This is a genomic window from Micromonospora sp. ATLC16, from assembly GCF_057196645.1.
In genome coordinates, this window is sequence record NZ_JBXUOW010000002.1 from 82,232 (window position 1) to 99,946 (window position 17,715).

A 17,715-nucleotide genomic window follows, 5' to 3' on the forward strand; every position below is an offset into this window, starting at 1 on the left:
TTAGCGCTAACATCACCCGCGCCCGGACGGCCCTGCTCACTGTTTCGGGGGTGTTACGCAGTCTCCGCCTCGAATCGACGCCCGTCAAGACGTCGGCGTCGGCATGCCGCGGGAAGGCTGCGAAGCGCGCCGACCTGAGCCGTATCGCTCGACGAGCGCGTCGCCGATCAAAGCCAGGTGGTCTCGCACACCCGCAGGGCCGGTCACCTCGATCCAGTCGACCAGGCCGGCAATCTCGCCAGCGAGTTTGTACTCGTCGTTGCCGCGGATCACGACCTCGATGCGGCCATCGGTCGTGACGCCTCCCACCTCGAGCCGGGCGCCGAATCCCAACCGGAGGACACCTATGCCCTCAGGCGCGCACACCGCCCGGACTTGGCGCTGGTCATGCCCCTGCGCGGCGCCTGGCAGACGGAACGCGGCCGGCGGCGCACGGGTCACGCAAGCTCGACCAAGCCCGCACACGCCTGCTCGGCTGGCTCGCCGAGGTCGGCACCGCGAGCGCGATGACCGATGGCCGGGGCCGCTGCCGGACGCATCGGGGTCTGCCCACAGCGGAACGTGTTGAGTTCGCAGGCGACGGTGGGACAGGCTCAGGCAGTGCCGGAGCTGATGGACATCGCGATCGGGGATCTGCACCTCGCGCTGCGGTTGTGGCAGGCCGTTGACGAGGACAAGACGCCCATCATGCTGCTCCATGCCACCGGCAAGACCGCACGCGACTGGGACGTGATCGCCTCGGGCCTGCGGGCCGACCGGACGGTGTACGCCGTCGTCGCCGATGAGCCGTCATCCGGATTGACCGGATCTCACCCATATCCGTTGGGCGGTGATGGTCAGACGGAGGCGAGAAATGCCCGCACCCGCTCCATCAGCAGCGCGGACGCCTCCGGGTCGTACGCATCGAGCGAGGAGTCGGCGAAAAGGTGCTGGTCGCCGGGATAGACGAATAGCTCGGCGGCCGCCGCGGAGCCGGCGAGCTCGCGTGCGGCCGACAGGTCCTCGTCGAAGAACTTGTCGCCCTCCTTGCCGTGAATCTGCACCGGCACGCCCTCGGGCCAGGTCTCTCCGAACTCCGCGACCGGGAGGCAGGAATTTATGAGGAGCGCCCCGCGGGCGCCGGGCCGCGTCTGCGCGAGCCGCTGGGCGATCGTCACACCGAAGGAGAATCCGGCGTAGACGAGCCCGGGGCCGAGTTCGTCGGCTGCGGCGGCACCGCGCTCCCGAATCGCGTCGAGCCCCAACTGCCGAGCGAATTCGAAGCCCTCCTCGATGCTGCCGAACGTGCGGCCGTCGAACAGGTCCGGCGTGTGCACGGTGTGCCCGGCCTGTCGCAGGCTGTCGGCGAAGCTCCGGACCCCGTCGGTCAGGCCTTGGATGTGGTGGTAGAGCAACACCTCGGTCACGCCGTCGAACTCCCTCGCGAACGGTCGAAACTTGTGGAACGTTCCGTGACGCTAGTTTGTTGTGCCATGGTCGACAACCCCCCGGACTACGAGCTGGTCGATCGGATTGCGCTGACCAGACCGGACCAGGTGAAGGCGATCAGCCACCCGCTCCGCACGATGATCCTGCAGTTCCTCCACGAGCGGTCCGCGACCGTGACCGAGTTGGCGGAGGCAGTCAAGCGCCCCAAGAGCACAGTCGCGCACCACGTGGACGTGCTCACCCGGAACGGCCTGCTCCAGGTGGTGCGCACGCGGAAGGTGCGGGCGATCGAGGAGCGCTTCTACGGGCGCACCGCACGCATGTTCCACGTGGCAGCAGAGCCATCACCCGCCGGCGAACAGATGCCGGGCGACTTCAACGACTTCGGGGTGGCTGCACGCGAGTCGGCGAAGGCGTTCGAGCAGGGAAAGCTCTGGGGCTTCGTCCGGCATGCGCGCATCTCGGAGGATCAGGCCGCTCACTGCTGGGACCGGATGGCGGAACTGGTTGATGAGTTCGACCGGATGCCGAGGTCCGGCGAGACCATGTACGGGTTCGCGATCGGCATCTATCCCACCGACCACCCGACCCCGACGGCGCAGTGATGCACGTACTCGAGAATCGCGGACGCCCGACCGGGCACCTGGTCGGGGGCTGGCGAGGTGGACCCTCTTCCGAACTCAGCTCGGCGTACTGAGGTAGGTTCGCCCCTGCGGCGGCGGCCGGGGACGGGGAGGGCAGCGGGGATGGACGCCAGCACCGAGGAACTGCGGGACGCGCACGACGTGCTGTCGGAGTGGTACGCGGAGAACATGGTCGAGAGCATGCCGGTCGAGCGGGCGATGCTCGACCTGTTCGCCGAGCTGACCCTGGCCGTGGGTGTGGAGGTCGCGGACGTGGGCTGCGGCACCGGGCGGCTTCTCCCGCACCTCGCGGGCCGTGGTCTGTCGCCGCGCGGGGTGGATCTGTCGCCGGGGATGGTGGAGGTGGCGCGGCGGGAGCATCCGGGTTTCGGGTACGAGGTCGCCGATCTGCGGGAGCTGCCGTTCGGTGACGCGTCGCTGGCCGGGGTGGTGTGCTGGTACTCGTTGATCTTCCTGGCGCCGGAGGCCCGGGTACGGGCGTTCGCGGAGCTGGCCCGGGTCGTGCGGCCGGGCGGCTACCTGGTGGCGGCGTTCAAACACGGCGACGGAACAGGGCACCGTAACGGTCCCGGTAGCCGCGTCGGCAGTCTCGGCGTCGACTTCGATCGGTACTGGCTCTCTGCCCGGGAGATGCAGGACCGCTTCACCGCCGCCGGATTCGACCTGGTCTTCCAGGGCAGCACCCCACCCGAAGACGCGGAACCCCCGCACGGGTACATGCTGGTCCGCAGGACCGGCTCCGCGAACGGGTAGGACGCGGCGGTTACAGATGGTCGGGGGTGGGGATGCCGAGCAGGTGCAGGCCGGTGCGGAGGGTGTCGCCCGTCAGGTGGCACAGGGCCAGGCGGTTGGCGCGCTGCGAGCCGGTGGCGCGCAGCACGGGGCAGCGCTCGTAGAACGCGGTGAAGGTCTGCGCCAGCCGGTACAGGTAGCCGCAGAGGCGGTGCGGCTCGTGACCGGCGACCACCTCGGCGAGGGTGTCGGCGAACGCGTCGAGGTCGAGGATCAGCGCCCGCTCCGCCGGTTCCAGCGCCGCCGTCACGTCGACTGTGGTGTCGGCGCCGCCGGCCCGGGCCAGGATGGACCGGATGCGGGCGTGCGCGTACTGGAGGTAGACGCCGGTGTTGCCGGCCAGCGCCAGCATCCGCCGTGGCTCGTAGGTGTAGTCGCGGGTCCGGTTGGTCGCCAGGTCGGCGTACTTCACCGCGCCGATGCCGACCTGCCGCGCCCGCTCGTCCAGGGCGGCCCCGGTCAGGCCGGGGTTCTTCGCCGCGACCACCTCCCGGGCCCGGTCGACCGCCTCGGTGAGCAGGTCGACCAGGCGGACGGTGTCGCCGGTCCGGGTCTTGAACGGCCGCCCGTCCGGACCGAGGACGGTACCGAAGGCGACGTGGACAGCGGGCACGGCCGACGGTAGCCAGCCGGCCCGCCGGGCGGCTTCGAAGACCATCCGGAAGTGCAGGGCCTGCCGCGCGTCGACCACGTACAGCAGCCGGTCGGCGTGCAGTTCGACGACGCGTTGCCGCAGCGCGGCCAGGTCGGTCGCGGCGTAGCCGAAGCCGCCGTCGCGCTTGCGTACGATCAGCGGCGTCGGCTCGCCGTCCGGGCCCCGGAGGTCGTCGAAGAAGACGCAGAGCGCGCCGTCGCTGGTCACCGCGACCCCCCGGCGTTCGAGCTCGTCGGCAACCTCGGGCAGGGCGGCGTTGTAGGCGCTCTCCCCCACCGCGTCGGCGTCGGTCAGCCGCACGCCAAGCCGGTCGTAGACGTGGGTGAAGTAGCGGGTCGACTCGGCGACGATGTCCCGCCAGGCGGCCACGGTGCTCGGGTCGCCGGCCTGCAACGCCACCACCCGCCGCCGGGCCCGGTCGACGAACGTGGGGTCGGTGTCGAACTGCGCCCGAGCCCGCCGGTAGAGCGTGGCCAGGCGGCCCATGGTGCCGGCGTCGTCGGGTACCGGTGGGTCGGGGTGCTCAACCAGGTACTGGATGAGCATGCCGAACTGGGTTCCCCAGTCGCCGATGTGGTTGCGCCGCACCACGGTGCCGCCAAGGTGTTCCAGGATGCGTACCAGCGCGTCGCCGATGATGGTGGAGCGCAGGTGCCCCACGTGCATCTCCTTGGCGATGTTCGGCTGCGAGTAGTCGACCACCGTGGTGACGCCGGCCTCGGGGATGCCGACACCGAGCCGGTCATGGCCCAACCGGCAGGCGAGCTGCGCCAGCAGCGCCCGGTCGGTCAGCTCGAGGTTGACGAAGCCCGGCCCGGCCACCCCCGCGTTGGCCAGCAGACCGTCGGCGGGTAGGCCGGCGACCACGTCCGCCGCGACCTGCCGTGGGTTGCGGCGCAGTGTCCGCGCCGCCGCCAGCACCCCGTCGGCTTGGAAGTCGGCGTGCTCGGAGCGGCGGATCTGCGGGGCGAGATCCGCCATTCCCAGGCGGGCCGCGACGACGGTGACGGAGTCGGACAACGACGAGGCCAGTGAGGGCACGGTCACGGGAACTCCCTGGATGGGACGAACGGGATCGTCACGGGGCGTGCCGGCCGCACGGCGGGTGCGGGCACGGCGGAAGGATCGCGCGGTGAGCGGGACGACTATCGTCGTCGCAGGCGCGAGCGGCGGACGGTGCCGAGCACCCGTTCCATCTCCACCGCCTCGAACGCCGGGGCCGCGAACCGAGCGCGGCCAACTGCCGGGAGTGTACGTGCCGCCCCCGTGCGGACGCAGCCCGCCTTGCGCTACGGCATGGAGCCGGTGCCGCATCCCGACCTGACGTACCAGCCGGATGTGGTTCTCGTCGGCGACGGCCGCTCGGTGCGGTCGGTCACCGCGACGCTGCCGCCCATCGCGGCGGCATGAGCCGTAGCGCGCGACGTCCGCCGGCTCGCCGGTCAGGTCCTGGACACCGGGTCGTCAGCGCAGCTCTGCCGGGGCGCGGGCGGTCAACTCGTCGCAGTGGACGGTCAGGTCCGGGCGCCGCCAATCGCCGGCTCGCCCGGCCCCAACCGGGCTGACCCCGGCGTCATCGCGCACTCCGGCGATCAGGTCGGCGGTGGTGTGGGCCCGGATACCGAGTAGCGCGCTGTCGGTGAACCGCCCGACTACCGCTCGGACGTGCTGCTCGGCGGGTTGCGCGAGACCGTCGTACACGGCCGCGAACAGCTCCCGGGCCGGCTGCCTGAGCCAACCGGCCGGCAGCAGTTCCACCGGTAGCTGCGGGTCGAGGGTGGGAAAGCGGCGGAACGTGTCCATCACCTCGGTACGCGCTCGGACCGCCGTGGCGCCGTCGACCTGCCCCGAGCTGACCAGCGGCAGCAGGGATGTCCATCGGTCCAGGAACTCCGCGTAGTGCCGGGTGATCGCGTCGATGTCCCAGGCCTCGATGGGCGCACGGTCGCTGATCGACCCCAGCACGTTCTGCCGGCCACGAAACACCGTGACGGTGCCGAGGGTCAACTGTTCGAGCTGGGCCCGCGCCCGCGGCGTCAGCTCGTACGGCGAGATCCACAGGCCGTCGTACAGCGGCGCGTACCCGAGCCACCGGAGTTGGCTGCGCAGCGCCCGCCGTTGGGCGCTGCGATCCTGTGGCAGCGAGAAGGCAACGATCGTCCAGCACCCGTCCCACGGGCCGGCGACGGTGGTCGAGGTGAGGATCCAGTTGCCGCCGCTGGACAGGTTGGCGGCGGCCGCCCGGCTGAGCCGGTACGAGCTGCGGCGTCCGTGCCGACTGCCTTCGAGCACCCCACGGCGGGCCAGCCGGCTGATCGCGGTACGGGCACCGGCGGTGGTCACCCCGGACTCGGTGAGCAGCGCGACGATGGCGGCGGAGGGCAGCGCGGCGCGGGTCCGCAGGGTGTAGTCCGCCAGCAGGGTCATCGCGAAGCCCTGGGGCGAGTTGCCCACCTGACGCCGCGGCATCCGGAGCGAGGTGCTCCCGTCGTCGGAGTAGATCTCCTCGATGTGGAACGGGCTAGTCACAGGCGCTCCGGCTCGATCGGGGGACGGGATATCGACTGTAGATGGACGCCGATGAGTCGGTCCGTCCGCCCGGCCGGCACGACGACCCTCTTGATCGAGGCATGTCAATTGACACTTGCTGGGACCAGGAGAACAATATCTGCTACACGACGCCACACGGAGCCGGGCAGGGCAAGCCAGACGTGGTGGACACGCCGTGATCACTGCGGGGAGTTGGGCGCACCCGCGAGTACAAGCGCACACCGAACCCAGCCTGCACCCAGGCGTTCGAAGGAGTCGTCCGTGAAAATCAGAAGGAAATTACTGCTCGGCTTGGCCGTGTCGCTGGTCGCGGCCGGGCTGGTGGCCCCCACGTTCAGTCCCGCGTACGCGGCCTCACTGACCGAGGTGACCAACTTCGGTGACAACCCCGGCCGGATGCGCATGCACATCTACGTGCCGGACAACCGTCCGGCCAGGCCGGCGACGGTGGTGGCCATGCACGGCTGCGGCGGATCCGGCCCCGGCTTCTACTCCGGCAGCGAGTTCGCCAGCCAGGCCGACCGGTACGGCTTCATCGTGATCTATCCCTCCGCAACCCAGCAGGCCGGGTTCGGCAACTGCTTCGACGTCTGGTCGGACGCCGCCAAGCGCCGCGGCGGCGGCAGCGACCCGGTCTCCATCATGTCGATGGTCCGCTACGCGCAACAGCAGTACAGCGCCGACCCCGACCGGGTCTACGCGACGGGCAGTTCGTCCGGCGGCATGATGACCAACCACATGCTGGCCCTCTACCCCGACGTGTTCAAGGCCGGCGCGGCATTCATGGGGGTGCCGTTCAACTGCTTCGCCAACGCGGCGGACTACCCGCCCGGCAGCAGCCAGTGCACCGGCGGCAACATGAACCGGACCCCGCAGCAGTGGGGTGACGCGGTACGTCAGGCCTATCCCGGTTACTCCGGTCCGCGTCCCCGGGTGCAGCTGTGGCACGGCACCAACGACACGCTCGTGCCGTTCTCACTGTTGCAGGAAGCCGTCGAGCAGTGGACCAACGTGTTCGGGCTCAGCCAGACGCCCACCTCGACCGACACGCCGCAGGCCAACTGGAACCGCCGCCGGTTCGCCGACGCCAGCGGCACCGTCCTGGTCGAGGCGTACAGCATCCAGGGCGCCGGTCACAGCCTGCCCTCCGGCGGCATGGCCGCGGCCGCCGTCCAGTTCTTCGGCCTGACCAACCCGAACCCCACCACGCCGCCGCCGACCCCGACGACGCCGCCACCGACCCCCACCACGCCGCCGCCGACCCCCACCACGCCGCCGCCGACCCCCACCACGCCGCCACCGACCCCGACCACCCCGCCGCCGGGCACCGCCGCCTGCCGGGTGGCCGTCGACGTCAACGCGTGGAACAACGGGCTCACCGAGAACCTCACCATCACCAACACCGGCACCAGCGCGATCAACGGCTGGTCACTGGTGTTCACCCTGCCCGGTGGTCAGAACATCACCGGCGGCTGGAACGCCACCTACTCCCCCAGCTCGGGGCAGGTGACGGCGCGAAACGTCTCGTACAACGCCACCATCCCCGCCAACGGGTCGTTGACGATCGGCTTCCAGGCCACCCACACCGGCAACAACGCAAGGCCCAGCTCGTTCACGCTCAACGGGGCGGCCTGCACGGTCGCCTGACACAGTCGGCGCTCCGGGGAGGGCACGTTCGCGTACCTCCCCGGGACGCCTGCCGGGCCGGTAGGGCCGTAGCGGCTCCCCCGACGCCTACGACCCGACCCGGGCCCCTTGAGCCAGCAGCCCGTTGACGAGGGCGCGGAGGCCGTCGACGTACGTGTCGCGTGGGGCCAGCACCGCCCAGCGGTCACCGAGCGCCGCGAGGTGCGGCAGCTTCTCGGCGTCGATGTTGCCGAAGAACGCGCCCCGGTGGTTCCCCCCGTCGCCGCCGCCCCGGCGCGCGGTGTGCGATCGGACGAGAATCTCCCCGACCGTGTAGTACCAGATGCTGCGGAAGACGTAGACGGCGTGGTCGGGGGTGCAGCCGTAGTCGATGGCGCCGGCCACCACCGCCTCGACCAACCCCAGGGGCGAGTCGCCGAGCCGGGCGATGAATCCGTCGGTGGTGAGGACCTCGGCGGCCCACGGCCACGCCGCGAGCGCGTCGTGGATCGTGGCGGCAGCGGCGATGACGCGTTCCTGCGGTTCCTCCGGCAGCCCAGGATGGGAGACCTGCTCGCCGTACTCGTTGATCAAGAGGAAGAGTAGGTCCTCTTTGTCCTGTACGTGATGGTAAAGAGTGGTCGCCCCGACGCCGATCTCGGCGGCCAGCTTGCGGATGGTCAGCCTCTCCCACCCATTGCGGTCGATGAGGCCACGCGCGACGGCCAGGATCTGGGCGCGAGATGTCGTCGGCGGTCTGCCTGCTTTGAGTCGCGGCGCATTGACTTGGGGCACCGCCCCATCATGCCCCCTCCACCAACCGGGTTGCTTCGAGGTGACGCGCTAGACAGCCGACCACGGCCGATGCTAATTTCAGAACGCGTTCGAAAACTCGACGCTACCCGTCACTACGACAGAGGACCGGTTTTGCGGTGACGAACAAGGCATTAGTCAACGAACAATCAGCAGTCGAGCGGGGTGCCCGGCCAGGGCTCACCCTGGCCGCAGTGGCCGTCGTGCAGTTCATGGTTTCGCTGGACCTGTCAGTCGTGAACCTCGGTCTCCCGGAGATCGCCGAGAGCCTCGGCTTCAGCGAACTGGGCCTGACCTGGGTGATCCACGCCTACGCCCTGGCCTTCGGCGGGCTGCTCCTGCTCGGCGGCAAGATCGCCGACCGGTACGGCCACAAGCGCATCCTGCTCATCGGGCTGGTCGTGTTCGGCATCGCCTCCCTCGCGGGCGGCTTCGCCGACGTGCCGGGGCACCTGGTGGCCGCACGCGTCGCACAGGGCGTCGGGGCCGCCATGCTGGCACCCGCCGCGCTGGCGTTGCTGACCGCGACCTTCCCCAGCGGCAAGGCCCGGGTGAAGGCGTTCGGCGTGTGGGCCGCGATGAACGCCGCGGGTGGCGCCCTCGGCGTCCTGATCGGCGGCGTGCTCACCGAGTACGCCGGCTGGGAGTGGGTGATGTGGGTCAGCGCCCCGATGGCCACGCTCGCCATGATCCTGACCTGGCGTGGCATCGCCAGGGACCTGCCGGTCGCGCCCGAAGGCCGTCCGGACGTGCTGGGCGCCCTCCTCGCCACCGGCGGCATGACGCTGCTGGTGCTCGGCATCGTGCGTACGGACCGGTACGCGTGGAGTTCGATGGTCACCCTCAGCACCCTGGGGGCTGCCGTCGTGCTGCTCGCCGCGTTCGTCTATGTCGAGCGGACCACCACCCGCGACCCACTGGTCCGGGTCGGCCTGTTGGCCAACCGCTCGGTCGCGGGTGCCAACACGTACAACCTCATCTTCGGCGCCACCATGGCCTCGGCCTTCTACTTCGTCTCGCTCTACCTGCAGCGGGTGCTCGGCACCAGCCCGGCGGAGACCGGGCTGAAGTTCCTGCCACTGGCGATCGGCGTGGTCGTCGGCTCCGTCATCGCCATCAAGCTCGGTTACAAGGTGCCCGCCCGTACCCTCATGATCGCGGGTGCGCTGGTGAGCGCGGTCGGATTCGCCGGGTTCGGCATGATCGACTCCGATGGCTCGTTCCTCGCCGACGTCCTCGTCCCGTCGGTGATCGCCAGCGTCGGCTTCGGGCTCTGCCTCGGGCCGATGGTCTCCACCGCCACGCACGGGGTCGCCCAACACGAGACCGGCACGGCGTCCAGCCTGTTGAACAGCTCCCGCCAGATCGGTGCCGCGCTCGGGCTCGCCTCGCTCAGCACCGCCGCCTTCGAGTACTCCGGCAAGGAGGGCACGCCCAGCGCCCTCAGCGACGGGTACGCCTTCGCCCTGTCCCTTGGTGCCGGGCTCTGGATCGTCGCCGCCGTCATCGCGCTCGTGGTGCTTCCCCGCGTCAGCCCGACGACGCCGGCCGAGCAGGACGACCACGAACTGGTCGACGTGCCGGAGAAGGCGGTCTGACCGACGGCCGATACGCCATGAGTGGCTCACTCGGCGACGGCCAGGGGCGGCACGCGACAACACACGTGTCGTGCGCCGCCCCTGGCCGGACAACACACCGTCGCCGGACTCGCGTGCCCGCACACGGTCGTCCCACCGGCCCCGGAAGTCCGGCCCGGGCCCGCTCCCGCGACCCGGCGGCCGCCCTGCAATGTGGATGGTGCCGCATCTGAAGGATGGGAAGATGCCCCCAAACGTACCCCGCAGCCGGCGTGTCGGTCGACCACCACGCCTGTCTCTGGAAGCGATCATCGACGCGGCGACCCGGATCCTGCAGGACGAGGGACTGGAGCGGCTGTCGATGCGCCGCCTGGCGAACGAGTTGGGCAGCGCCCCGATGGCGCTCTACCACCACGTTCGCGACAAGGACGAACTGCTGATCCAGGTGATGGAGACGCAGGCCCGGGACATCTCCCGGCCGGCCCTGCCCGCCGATCCCCGGGAACGGCTCATCGCCGCTTCGGTTCTGCTCTACGACCTCCTCGCCGAGCGTCCCTGGATCGTCGAAGTGCTGACCTGCGACAGCCTGATCGGCCCCTCGGCGCTGTGGATCGTGGAGGAGATGCTGGACGCCGCGATCGACTACGGTCATTCCGCCGACGAGGCACACCATGTCTACCGCACGATCTGGTCCTACATCGTCGGCAACCTGATCATCCGGGTGGCCAGCTCCCGCCGCCGCGATCGCGCCGGCACTGCCCAACAGGACGAGGTCATCGCCCGCCTGACCGGCGACACGCACCCACGGTTGGCGACGATCGCCGACCGGTGGGCAGAACTCAACGCGCGAAAGACCCACCGACGGGCGCTGGCAGCGATCATCGACGGCCTGTTGCCGGCGCACAGCCCAATAGAGCCGCAGCGCACCGGAGCGCACGCCGCCCCCGTGGCCGCCACCAAGCGGCCAGACCGGCGGGGCAGCGTCGGTCCGAGCCAGGTGGAGCTGTTCATCTCCCTGTGTATACCGCCCTACGGCGCTCCGACGGAGTTCAGCGTGAGCTGGTTCCCCGCGCTGCGAACCTGATGGCGCGACCTGACCGGCACCGTGGCCAGGCACGTCGGCCTTCGGCGCGGGTGTCGGCGGCACCGGGTCCGACTGATGCCGGCCGCCGACACCCGGCACCGCGGGAGTGCGCACCCATCCGGCCGTTGCCGGTGAACATCACACACGGGTATGTCGCCGAGACGTGATCACGTCTCGGCGACACACCCGTTTGCCACGCCTCCGGCCCCAGCCCGGCGCGCAGCAGACAGCCCGTCCGTCCGGCCCCGGGATACGAGGTATCTAGAGCCGCAGTTGAGGCGAGTGCAGATCCAACCAGGTGTGCAGGTCGAGCACCCGCTCCAGAGCACCACGCATGGCCACCGGCATCCGCGTCGGGTCCTGCGCCACGGCCTGTTGGGCCCAGTTCCGGTCGATCAACGAGAACACCTTCGCGTCCCGGTCGGCGACCAATTCCTTCACCTGCTGCTGAAGGGCTCCCGCGTACGCCGGGTTCTGGGTCGACGGGTACGGGCTCTTGACCCGCTCCACCACTGACCGGGGCAGCACGTGGGCGGCGGCCCGACGCAGCAGGCTCTTCTCCCGGCCGTCGGAGACCTTCATCGACCAGGGCGTGTTGTAGACGTACTCGACGAGACGGTGGTCGCAGAATGGCACCCGCACCTCGAGCCCCACCGCCATCGACAGCCGGTCCTTGCGGTCGAGCAGGGACCGCACGAACCGCGTCAGGTGCAGGTGACAGGCGATCCGCATGCGTCGCTCGGCCGGGGACTCCCCGTCCAGGTGCTCCACCTCGGCGAGCGCCGCAGCGTACTGGTCTGCCGTGTAGGTGCCGACGTCGAGCCGCTCACGCAGGCCCGGCTCGATGTGGTCGGTGCGGCCCGGCAGGGTCAGCGGCGGGATCACGGTCATCCAGGGGAACGTGCCGGCGTTCAACGCCGCCTCGTGATGGAACCACGGATACCCGGCGAACACCTCGTCCGCCGCCTCCCCCGACAGGGCCACCGTGGAGTGCTGCCGGATCGCCTTGAACAGCAGGTACAGCGACAGGTCGAGATCGCCGAAACCGTTCGGGATGTCGCGGGCGGCCACCGCAGCGCGCCGCACGGCGGGGTCGGACAGCTCGGCAGGGTCGAGCACCACGTCCCGGTGCGCCGACCCGACGTGGGCCACCACGTCGCGTACGAACGGCGAATCCGGGGTGTCGCGCATCTCGTCGGGTACGAAGTTGTCCTCCTGGCCGACGAAGTCCACCGAGAAGCTGCGCACCTGCTCGCCCCGCAAGCCGAGCCGCTGCGCGGCGATGGAGGTGATCGCGCTGGAGTCCAGGCCGCCGGAGAGCAGGACGCACTGCGGCACGTCCGAGATCAACTGGTGGTCGATCACGTCGGTGAGCAGGTCGCGGATCCGCGCCACGGTGTCGTCGAGGCTGTCGGTGTGCTCGACCGCGCGCAGACGCCAGTAGGCGCGCTGCCGGATGCCCGCGCGGTCCACCGTGACCAACGCGCCGGGCAGTACCTCGTGCATGCCCTTCCACAGCGCCCAACCTGGTGCCTTCGTCTGGGCGAACAGTTCCCGCAGCCCGTCGGTGTCCACCACCTTGGGCGCCAGCGGGTTCGCCAGGATCGCCTTGGGCTCGGAACCAAACAGGACGCCGTCTGGCGTCGGGTAGTAGAACAGGGGCTTGATCCCCATCCGGTCACGCACGAGGAGCAACTTCTGGTCACGCTCGTCCCAGACCGCGAAGGCGTACATGCCCTCCAGGTGGTCCACGACGGTCTCCGCCCACTGCAGATACCCGCGGAGCACGACCTCGGTGTCGCTCTCGGTCCGGAAGGTGTGCCCGAGCGCCGTGAGTCGTTCGCGTAGCTCCCGGAAGTTGTAGACCTCCCCCGAGTACACCAGGGAGACCTCACCGGCCGGCGTACCCACGCTCATCGGCTGCACGCCGCCCGGCAGGTCGATGACCGCGAGGCGCCGGTGTCCCAGCGCGGCGTGCGTACGCACGAACGTCCCTCGGTCATCCGGCCCCCGGCACGCCATGGTCTCGGTCATCGCGTCGAGCGTCTCCCGCTGGCGCGTCAGATCAGCGTCGAACGACACCCACCCGGCAATACCACACATTTCATCCCTCATTCCACTCGATGTCGTGCGCGATGCTCGTCGGTCCGGGTCAGGGGGTGGACGGCCACGGCACCGCCGACGTGGCGGAAATCGCGCGGGCGCGCGCCGTGAGGAGTTCGACCACCGCGTCACGGTGCTCGTCCAGATAGAAGTGGCCGCCGGCGAAGACGCGGGACCCACACGAGCCGTCGGTGGCGTCCTGCCAGCCCGTCACCTCGGCGGCGGTGACCTCTGGATCCCGGTCGCCGTAGAGCACAGTGACCGGGGCCCGCAGCCGCACGCCGGGCAACGGCCGGTAGGTTTCGCTCAGGCGATAGTCGGACCGGATGACCGGAAGGAACGCCTGCATGAGCACCGGGTCGTCGAGGATGTCCAGATGGGTCGCCTCGGTGCGACGCAACTCCTCGATCAGCTCGTCGTCGCTGCCGAGATGCACCTGACCCGGTCGGGCCAGGTGCGGCGCGGGATGCCCGGACACCACCAGTGCCGCGGGCGGCTCGCCCGCCGCCGTGAGACGGCGGGCGACCTCGTAGGCGACGACCGCGCCCATGCTGTGCCCGAACAGGACGGTCGGTGTCGGCGGGCCCGCCAACGGCAGGTCGGCCGCGACGGTGTCGACCAGACCGCGCATGTCCACGGGGACCGGTTCGGCGAACCGGTCCTCGCGACCTGGATACTGCACGGCGAGGAACTCGACGTCCCAGGGCGCTGATGTGATCCACGCGCGGTAGTAGCTCGCGCTGCCCCCGCCGTGCGGAAACAGCACCACGCGGGCACGGGCGTAGGGCCGGGGAGCGGGCCTGCGTAACGCCCCCGCGACCAGCTCACCGGACGACATCTCGACAGCTCATTCGCTCGTGCCGGAGACCACGGACAGGCTCCAGAAGTCGGCGTAGCGACCCCCGCGACGCAGCAGTTCGTCGTGGCTGCCGTCCTCGACGAACTGCCCGTCGTCGAGGAAGACCACGCGGTCGGCGCGTTGGACGGTCCGCATCCGATGCGCGACCATGACGACCGTCCGACCTGCCATCAGACGTTCGATGCCGTCGTGGACGGCCGCCTCGTTCACCGGATCGAGCGCCGAGGTCACCTCGTCGAGCAGCACGATCGGGGCGTCCTTCAGCAGTGCCCGCGCGACGGAGACCCGCTGACGCTCACCGCCGGACAGCGACGCGCCGCCTTCGCCGACATTCGCGGCCCATCCATCGGGCAGCCGCTCGACGACCTCGTCCAGCCGCGCGGCGGTCGCCGCCGCCCGCACCTCGGCGTCGCTGGCGTCGGGGCGACCGAGCCGCACGTTCTCCTCGATCGTGCCGTCGAAGAGGTAGACGTCCTGGAAGACGATGGCGATCTGTGCCATCAACACGGCCGGGTCGATCTGTCGGACGTCGACACCGCCCACCCGAACCGCTCCCGACTTTACGTCGTAGAAACGGGCGATCAGCTGGAGCAGCGTGCTCTTGCCCGAGCCGGACGGACCGACGACGGCCAACCGCTGCCCCTGCGGCACTGACAACGACACGCCGTCGAACACCGTACGATCGCCGTGGCGGAACGTGACCGCGTCGAACTCCAGATCGAAGCGCTGCGGCCGGACCGGCTGGTCCGGTTCGGGAAGCGGCTCGGTGCGCAGCACCCGGTCGAGCCGGTCCAGCTCGGCACGGGCGGTGCGCAACTTGCCCCCGATGTCGGACAGCGACAGCAGCGGGTCGGCACTTCGGGCGGCGAGCACGAGAATGGACAGGACCTCCGCGGCTCCGAGGTCGTTACCGAGCGCGAGATAGGTCCCCAGCACCAGGACGGTGGTGAAGACCGCCTGCACGATGAGGGTCAGACCCACCGCGCCGGGCAGCACCGACATCGTCTGGCGGCGGGAGGCCCGCTCCACGCCCTGCAGCGCGTCGTCGAGCAGGCTGAACCGCTCGCCACTGCGGCCGCCGGCCCGCAGCACCGGCTGGGCCTGGAGGTACTCGATGACCCGGGCGCTGGCCTCGTTGTTGCGCGCGGCGTTGTCCGCGTCGTTGGCAGCCATCAACCGCGCGGTCCATCGCTGGGTCAGCACCACGAGCGGCGCCGCCACCAGCGCGGCCAGCCCGAGCTGCCAGTTGAACACCGTGATCACCGCAACGATCGTCAGCGGCGTCACGCAGGCGGAGATGAACGGCCCGAGCAGGTGCGCCGACACGCCCATCGCCGCGAGCAGACCGCGGCTGGCCATGACCGACACCTCGCCCACCCGGGCGGCGTTGTACCAGCCGATGGGCAACCGGGCCAGGTGTTCGCCGAGGCCGTGGTACATGCCCCGGAGCATCGTGGTCCCGACGCGCATGCCGGACAGGTCGCTGACATAGCGCAGCACCGCGTAGACCGCGACGGAGGCCCCGAACGCGATCAGCCACGGCCAGGCATCCGACGGGGTGTCCCCGAACAGGGCCCGCAGCATGGGCACCAGCAGCGCGTAGAGCAGACCCTCCAACACGGCGGTCACCGTCATCAGAGCGACCGTACGACGCATCGGCTTGGCGTACTCGTCGCCGAGCACCCGCAACAACATACTGATCATCGGGAAAGGTCTCCTTGCAGTACACCACCGCGGGCTTCGCTGTCGTCGGCGACCGCCGACTGCTGGGTCCGCCAGAAGGCGGCGAACTTTCCATCCTGGGCGAGCAGGTCGCTCGGCCTGCCCTGCTCGACGACCGCCCCGTCCTCAAGCATCACGACAAGGTCGGCGTCGGCGATGGTCTCCAGGCGGTGGGCGATGACCAGGACGGTCCGGTCGCGCAGCGTCGCCAGCGTCTGCCGTACCGCCTGGTCGGTCTGCGGATCGGCGAAGGCGGTCGCCTCGTCCAGCACCAGCACGGGCGTGTCGGCGGCCAGGGCACGCGCGATGGCGATGCGTTGCGCCTCACCGCCGGAGAGCTTGACCTCCTCGCCGATCACGGTCTCGTAGCCGCGGGGCAACGCCAGGACGCGGTCGTGGATGTGCGCCAGTCGGGCGGCACGCGTCACATCCTCGGTGGTCGCTTGTGGAACCGCCAGCGCGATGTTGTCCGCGACCGACGCGCGCAGCAGCCGGACGTCCTGCAGGACGAAGGAGACTCGACGGTAGAGCTCCCTGCTGTCGATGTCGCGCAGGTCGACGCCGCCGAGCCGCACCGAGCCGTCCGTCGGGTCGAAGAACCGGGGCAGCAGCTGCACCAGCGTGGACTTTCCGCTGCCGGACGGTCCGACCACGGCGGTGAGCGTGCCCGGTTCCAGGGTCAGGTCGATCCCGCGCAGCACCTCGGGGCCGTCGTCGTCGTAGCTGAACCGGACGTCCCGCAGCTCCACTCGGTTGTCCTGCGGGGTGGCCGGACGTGCGGGTTGCGGTAGCGCCCCCACCCCGAGGACCTCGCGGATGCGGCTCACCGCACGGCCGGCTGCCTGCATGTCGTCGAAGCCGTGGCCGAGGGCCGCCACCGGAGCGGTCAGCCCCAACCCGAGCAGCAGGAAGGGCAGCAGGTCCACCGGGGCCATGTCGCCGGAGGTGATCCGCACCGTGCCGCCGATCAGCACCACCAGCAGCACGAAGGGCGGCGACAGCGCCAACTGCATGCCGGCGGCGACGGCGGAGACGCCGCGTACCCAGCGGGTGAAGATGTCGACGAACTCGTCGGCGGCGGTGAGGAACTTGCGGTGGGCACGCTCGGAGCCGCCGAACGCCTTGACCACGGCGATGCCCTGTACGAACTCGACGACGGAGGTGGCGATGCGGCCCATCGCCGCGTCGAAGTTCTGCTGCTCGCGGGTACGCGCCGGAGTCATCAGCAGTGGGACGTGCGCGATGGCCAGCACCACGGGAATCAGGGTGATCAGGGTGAGCCGCCAGTCGACGGTCAGCAGGTAGACGAGCGAAACCAACGGCACGACGAAGGCGGAGACCAGCTCGCCGGGTGCGTGGGCGACGAACGGGTGCACGGCGGCGACGTCGTCACCGACCACCTTGGCCAGCTCGCCGCTGCGGCGGCGGGACAGCCAGCCGATCGGCGCCTGCCCGAGGCTGCGGGCCAGAGCCCGGCGCAGCGACAACTGCACCTTGCCGTCGAGGACGTGGCCGAGCCCTGACGACGCGCCGCTGAACACCAGTCGGACGAACAGACCGACCGCGCCGAGGATCACGAAGGTCCATACCCGATCGGAGTCGACCGGGCCGGGTGACAGCAGGGCACGCCCCAGCTCGATCACCGCGAACAGCGGCGCCAGCCCGGCGACGGCGCCGATGACCTGCAGGACCATGACGACCGCGAAACTCGGGGCATGAGGGCGCAGCAACGGCCCCGCGTTCGCCGGATGCCGTGCCGTGGGAGTGCCTCCCGATGACGGCGTGGACTGCTCTCCTGCCTCAACGGAGTGGGTCGCACTCATCGCTCTCCCGTCCCTATTTTCAAACACGTTCGAGAATTA

15 protein-coding genes are annotated in these 17,715 nt (G+C 70.3%); 6 read left to right on the plus strand and 9 right to left on the minus strand.

Features of this window, described 5'->3' with window-relative positions:
• Window positions 1-84 precede the first annotated feature (84 nt).
• Window positions 85-441: a WCX domain-containing protein gene (locus AC2CHE_RS01750; protein WP_484503098.1), complete on the minus strand. Its 357-nt coding sequence runs from the start codon at window positions 439-441 to the stop codon at window positions 85-87.
• Window positions 442-836: 395 nt separating this feature from the next.
• A complete protein-coding gene (locus tag AC2CHE_RS01755; RefSeq protein WP_484503099.1) occupies window positions 837-1,406 on the minus strand; it encodes a dienelactone hydrolase family protein in 570 nt (189 codons plus the stop codon).
• Between the two features lie 66 nt (window positions 1,407-1,472).
• Here AC2CHE_RS01755 and AC2CHE_RS01760 point away from each other — a divergent pair, with 66 nt between their 5' ends.
• Both AC2CHE_RS01760 and AC2CHE_RS01765 read left to right on the plus strand, forming a co-directional pair.
• Window positions 1,473-2,033: an ArsR/SmtB family transcription factor gene (locus AC2CHE_RS01760; RefSeq protein ID WP_484503100.1), complete on the plus strand. Its 561-nt coding sequence runs from the start codon at window positions 1,473-1,475 to the stop codon at window positions 2,031-2,033.
• A 141-nt stretch (window positions 2,034-2,174) separates the two neighbouring features.
• Window positions 2,175-2,825 (plus strand): class I SAM-dependent DNA methyltransferase, encoded by a 651-nt coding sequence (locus AC2CHE_RS01765; protein WP_484503101.1) that lies wholly within the window; start codon window positions 2,175-2,177, stop codon window positions 2,823-2,825.
• A 10-nt stretch (window positions 2,826-2,835) separates the two neighbouring features.
• On the opposite strand, the gene argS is transcribed toward AC2CHE_RS01765, so the two are convergent.
• Window positions 2,836-4,500 carry an arginine--tRNA ligase gene (gene argS, locus AC2CHE_RS01770; protein ID WP_484503162.1) on the minus strand — a complete coding sequence of 555 codons (1,665 nt, stop codon included), beginning with the start codon at window positions 4,498-4,500 and terminating at the stop codon, window positions 2,836-2,838.
• 285 nt (window positions 4,501-4,785) lie between these two features.
• Between argS and AC2CHE_RS01775 the strand changes: the two genes are divergently transcribed.
• Window positions 4,786-4,929: a hypothetical protein gene (locus AC2CHE_RS01775; RefSeq protein WP_484503102.1), complete on the plus strand. Its 144-nt coding sequence runs from the start codon at window positions 4,786-4,788 to the stop codon at window positions 4,927-4,929.
• A 54-nt stretch (window positions 4,930-4,983) separates the two neighbouring features.
• On the opposite strand, the gene AC2CHE_RS01780 is transcribed toward AC2CHE_RS01775, so the two are convergent.
• Entirely contained in the window at window positions 4,984-6,048 is a 1,065-nt protein-coding gene (locus AC2CHE_RS01780; RefSeq protein ID WP_484503103.1) for a PaaX family transcriptional regulator, read from the minus strand.
• 282 nt (window positions 6,049-6,330) lie between these two features.
• Here AC2CHE_RS01780 and AC2CHE_RS01785 point away from each other — a divergent pair, with 282 nt between their 5' ends.
• The gene (locus AC2CHE_RS01785) at window positions 6,331-7,716 is read left to right on the plus strand and encodes an extracellular catalytic domain type 1 short-chain-length polyhydroxyalkanoate depolymerase (RefSeq protein ID WP_484503104.1); all 1,386 of its coding nucleotides are present in this window, start codon (window positions 6,331-6,333) and stop codon (window positions 7,714-7,716) included.
• Window positions 7,717-7,803: 87 nt separating this feature from the next.
• Here AC2CHE_RS01785 and AC2CHE_RS01790 read toward each other — a convergent pair whose 3' ends face one another.
• Window positions 7,804-8,490: a TetR/AcrR family transcriptional regulator gene (locus AC2CHE_RS01790; RefSeq protein WP_484503105.1), complete on the minus strand. Its 687-nt coding sequence runs from the start codon at window positions 8,488-8,490 to the stop codon at window positions 7,804-7,806.
• 212 nt (window positions 8,491-8,702) lie between these two features.
• Here AC2CHE_RS01790 and AC2CHE_RS01795 point away from each other — a divergent pair, with 212 nt between their 5' ends.
• Entirely contained in the window at window positions 8,703-10,106 is a 1,404-nt protein-coding gene (locus AC2CHE_RS01795) for an MFS transporter (protein ID WP_484503106.1), read from the plus strand.
• A gap of 223 nt (window positions 10,107-10,329) precedes the next feature.
• Complete coding sequence (locus tag AC2CHE_RS01800; protein WP_484503107.1) at window positions 10,330-11,169, plus strand: TetR/AcrR family transcriptional regulator; 840 nt, start codon at window positions 10,330-10,332, stop codon at window positions 11,167-11,169.
• A gap of 261 nt (window positions 11,170-11,430) precedes the next feature.
• Here AC2CHE_RS01800 and asnB read toward each other — a convergent pair whose 3' ends face one another.
• The 4 genes from asnB to AC2CHE_RS01820 are packed head-to-tail and all read right to left on the minus strand — an operon-like array spanning window position 11,431 to window position 17,547.
• Window positions 11,431-13,284, minus strand: a complete 1,854-nt coding sequence (asnB, locus tag AC2CHE_RS01805; protein WP_484503108.1) for an asparagine synthase (glutamine-hydrolyzing) — start codon at window positions 13,282-13,284, stop codon at window positions 11,431-11,433.
• Between the two features lie 37 nt (window positions 13,285-13,321).
• Window positions 13,322-14,110 carry a thioesterase II family protein gene (locus tag AC2CHE_RS01810; RefSeq protein WP_484503109.1) on the minus strand — a complete coding sequence of 263 codons (789 nt, stop codon included), beginning with the start codon at window positions 14,108-14,110 and terminating at the stop codon, window positions 13,322-13,324.
• Window positions 14,111-14,119: 9 nt separating this feature from the next.
• Window positions 14,120-15,835, minus strand: a complete 1,716-nt coding sequence (locus AC2CHE_RS01815) for an ABC transporter ATP-binding protein (RefSeq protein ID WP_484503110.1) — start codon at window positions 15,833-15,835, stop codon at window positions 14,120-14,122.
• Entirely contained in the window at window positions 15,832-17,547 is a 1,716-nt protein-coding gene (locus tag AC2CHE_RS01820; RefSeq protein WP_484503111.1) for an ABC transporter ATP-binding protein, read from the minus strand. Before AC2CHE_RS01820 ends, AC2CHE_RS01815 begins: the two co-directional genes overlap by 4 nt.
• Window positions 17,548-17,715: the final 168 nt, after the last annotated feature.

Bases quoted from the DNA above. Each gene is read 5' to 3' on its own strand.
- AC2CHE_RS01760 (WP_484503100.1), top strand. From the start codon at position 1,473: ATGGTCGACAACCCCCCGGACTACGAGCTGGTCGATCGGATTGCGCTG.
- AC2CHE_RS01765 (WP_484503101.1), top strand. From the start codon at position 2,175: ATGGACGCCAGCACCGAGGAACTGCGGGACGCGCACGACGTGCTGTCG.
- argS (WP_484503162.1), bottom strand. From the start codon at position 4,500: ATGGCGGATCTCGCCCCGCAGATCCGCCGCTCCGAGCACGCCGACTTC.
- AC2CHE_RS01800 (WP_484503107.1), top strand. From the start codon at position 10,330: ATGCCCCCAAACGTACCCCGCAGCCGGCGTGTCGGTCGACCACCACGC.
- asnB (WP_484503108.1), bottom strand. From the start codon at position 13,284: ATGAGGGATGAAATGTGTGGTATTGCCGGGTGGGTGTCGTTCGACGCT.
- AC2CHE_RS01810 (WP_484503109.1), bottom strand. From the start codon at position 14,110: ATGTCGTCCGGTGAGCTGGTCGCGGGGGCGTTACGCAGGCCCGCTCCC.
- AC2CHE_RS01815 (WP_484503110.1), bottom strand. From the start codon at position 15,835: ATGATCAGTATGTTGTTGCGGGTGCTCGGCGACGAGTACGCCAAGCCG.
- AC2CHE_RS01820 (WP_484503111.1), bottom strand. From the start codon at position 17,547: ATGGTCCTGCAGGTCATCGGCGCCGTCGCCGGGCTGGCGCCGCTGTTC.